Below are 2,714 nucleotides of genomic sequence, written 5' to 3'. Positions count from 1 at the left end.
ACTTTCATCACACCGAACTCTTGCGACTCCAAGGCGGTAGTAACAACAAATGTAAAGCCGTCCTGAAAGGACGGGGTTTCAAACCCATTTTTCTGATGACTAGACTAGAGCAATTATTTAACTGGAGAAATTATCTCCAACAAGCGGCTGTGACGATCGCGATCGTCCTGATCGCATCCCAGATAGCGGTATTGCCGGCATTGGCGACGGGCGTTTACGAAATGCCAGTGTTGTCGGCGGGCGATCGAACTTGGGTGTGGGACAAAGGCGACGTACTCAGCCGGAGTACCGAAAGCAACGTCAGCAGCGTGCTCGACACCCTGGAACAGAAAACAGGAAAACAAGTCAGGTTTGTCACTATCCACCGCCTAGACTACGGCGAAACGGCTGCGACTTTCACCGACCAACTGTTTGAACAGTGGTTTCCCGCAAAAGAAGACCAGGATAACCAAATTTTACTCGTTCTCGACACTGTTACCAACAGCGCGGCAATTCGCACCGGCGAAGGGGTAAAGTCACTGCTAAGCGATGAAATTGCCCAGAGTGTAGCTGGGGAAACTGTGCAAGTGCCGCTGCGAGAAGGTAATAAATACAACGAGGCATTTTCCGAAGCTAGTTCCCGGATTGCGACTGTGATGTCCGGCGAACCAGATCCGGGCGCGCCTAAAGTTGTTGATAACATTCAAGTTGAAGGCACGTTTAAAAAAGCTGAAGAAACAGACCAAGGTAATGCCACAGTTGTTGTGGTTGTGCTGTTGGTGTTGGCGACAGTGATTCCGATGGTGACTTATTTCTGGTACCAAGGTTTTTCTTGAACAGTTGACAGTTGACAGTTGACAGTTGACAGTTGACGCTGGGACTAATCTTGAACGTATTCTCGATCGCTCAACAAAGCAAGTTCTGCCCGCACAAATTCCCGTCCCAGATAAGCCGCGTGATCGAACATTGTCACCGGGCTGGGGCGGGTTTCTTCTAGGATTTTGACGCAAAGTTCTTTGGCGGTTCTGCCGCTAAAAAGCGTGCACTGAGTGCGTTCTACTTTGCCGCGGGCGGGGATGGGTTTGCCGGTTTCGGGATCGACGGCGAGGCCGCGATCGTCGATAATGTTGGTGAAGTGTTTGGCGCAAATTAGGCTGGTTTCGCGATCGATGTAAATGATGAAGTAGCCGCCCGGATCGAGGTCGATGTGGCGTTTGGACAGCTTGTCGTCGATGGCGGTGAGGTTTTCCAAGGTTTGACTCATGGTTGGTGAAAGGAAGTAGATAATGGCTGTATTTGGTTCTGCTATTTCTAGTTTAGTGGGCTGCGGGACAAGTTTGGGAGTTTTTTGGGCGATCGACATTCTACCCGATATCTGCATACACGGCAATTCCCGAGCGCAGAGAGCGCAGAGTGGAAGAAGAGAGAGGAACAAAATCTGTTATTATTAGATTTAGTAATGTTTTACGTTAAATTATAGATGAAATTTATAGACTTATTTTCAGGCATAGGAGGTTTCAGACAAGGTTTTGAAAAAATGGGCTTTGAATGTGTTTTTTCCTGCGAAATTAACAGCAAATGCCGGGAAGTGTACGCAGATAATTTCGGAGAATTGCCTTTTCCAGACATCAGTAACATCAATCCAGCCGAGTTGGCAGACTTTGATGTTTTAGTAGCTGGGTTTCCGTGCCAACCTTTTAGCATCTGCGGCAAAAAGCTGGGTTTTGAAGATACTAGAGGGACGCTGTTTTTCGAGATTTGTAAAATTATTAAAGTAAAGCAACCTCAAGTAGTTGTTCTGGAAAATGTCAAGCATTTAATCCATCACGACAAGGGAAACACCTTAAAAGTAATTATTGCCAGTCTTGAAGATTTGGGATACAGCGTAAATCATCAAATTCTAAATGCTAAAGACTTTGGCATTCCTCAACATCGCGAACGAATATTCATTATTGCAACTAAGGGTAAAGAATTCAATTTTTTTCGACTTAAAAAATCCGAGTATACTTTAATTGAATATCCGAGAAAGCAGGATTCGGGATTGTTATTTGTAGGCTATAGGAATAAAGGTACTTGGAAAACTGGCGTCAGGCCGAATACAGAACATTTATCGAGAGTTCACAGACAGCCGAATCGCATTTATTCGGTGGATGGCGTGCATCCGACAATTCCTTCGCAAGAAACATCGGGCAGGTTTTTTGTCTATTTTCGCGATCGAGATTTGGTGCGAAAGCTGACGCTGAAGGAATGCTACCGTCTGATGGGTTTTCCTGAAGATTTTAAGAGTTATCCGAGTGCGGGGGAAAGTTACAAGCAAATTGGAAATTCGGTTTGCGTGCCGGTGGTGGAGGCGATCGCGAAAGAAATACTCGACGGTTGAAACCGCCGAGTATTATCAGGGGTTTTTAACCCGGATTTAATTTGCAAACTTGCTCAGCTATGTTTGCGAAGGTGTCCATACAATTCTCGATCGCTCTGCTAACAAATCAGCTAATCTTTCAGCCCTGTCTCGGTCATCTGTCACATAAGGTAAACCGACAATCTGAGCGTGGGATGCTGAATCAGGTACTGCATCTAAACCTAATTCACGAATTTGTCCTACTTGCAGACTAGCAACTCCGTAACAATTTCTGAATTTTGCTGCACATTGTTCGGGTGAACAAACACTGGCAATTGTTACCGATAAACCAGGCTCATTGGGTCGAAGTAAATAAGCGAAAAGTAAAACTATATCG

The 2,714-nt window shown here is 45.6% G+C and carries 4 protein-coding genes; 2 read left to right on the top strand and 2 right to left on the bottom strand.

All coding sequences use genetic code 11. The features are described 5' to 3' along the window. The first annotated feature begins 95 nt into the window (after window positions 1–95). Complete coding sequence (locus JGK20_RS34200; protein WP_293175597.1) at window positions 96–815, top strand: TPM domain-containing protein; 720 nt, start codon at window positions 96–98, stop codon at window positions 813–815. Between the two features lie 44 nt (window positions 816–859). On the opposite strand, the gene JGK20_RS34195 is transcribed toward JGK20_RS34200, so the two are convergent. Next, window positions 860–1,243: a DUF4346 domain-containing protein gene (locus JGK20_RS34195; protein WP_293211192.1), complete on the bottom strand. Its 384-nt coding sequence runs from the start codon at window positions 1,241–1,243 to the stop codon at window positions 860–862. A 216-nt stretch (window positions 1,244–1,459) separates the two neighbouring features. On the opposite strand from JGK20_RS34195, the gene dcm reads away from it, so the two are divergent. Further along, complete coding sequence (gene dcm / locus JGK20_RS34190) at window positions 1,460–2,359, top strand: DNA (cytosine-5-)-methyltransferase (RefSeq protein ID WP_293233831.1); 900 nt, start codon at window positions 1,460–1,462, stop codon at window positions 2,357–2,359. 57 nt (window positions 2,360–2,416) lie between these two features. Here dcm and JGK20_RS34185 read toward each other — a convergent pair. Then, window positions 2,417–2,714 (bottom strand): hypothetical protein (locus JGK20_RS34185; RefSeq protein ID WP_293233829.1); only part of this gene is annotated, 298 nt, incomplete at its 5' end.

The organism is Microcoleus sp. PH2017_05_CCC_O_A (assembly GCF_020738785.1).
In the GTDB taxonomy this organism is placed as follows: Bacteria; Cyanobacteriota; Cyanobacteriia; order Cyanobacteriales; family Microcoleaceae; genus Microcoleus.
This window is presented reverse-complemented; position numbering and strand designations above follow the sequence as displayed.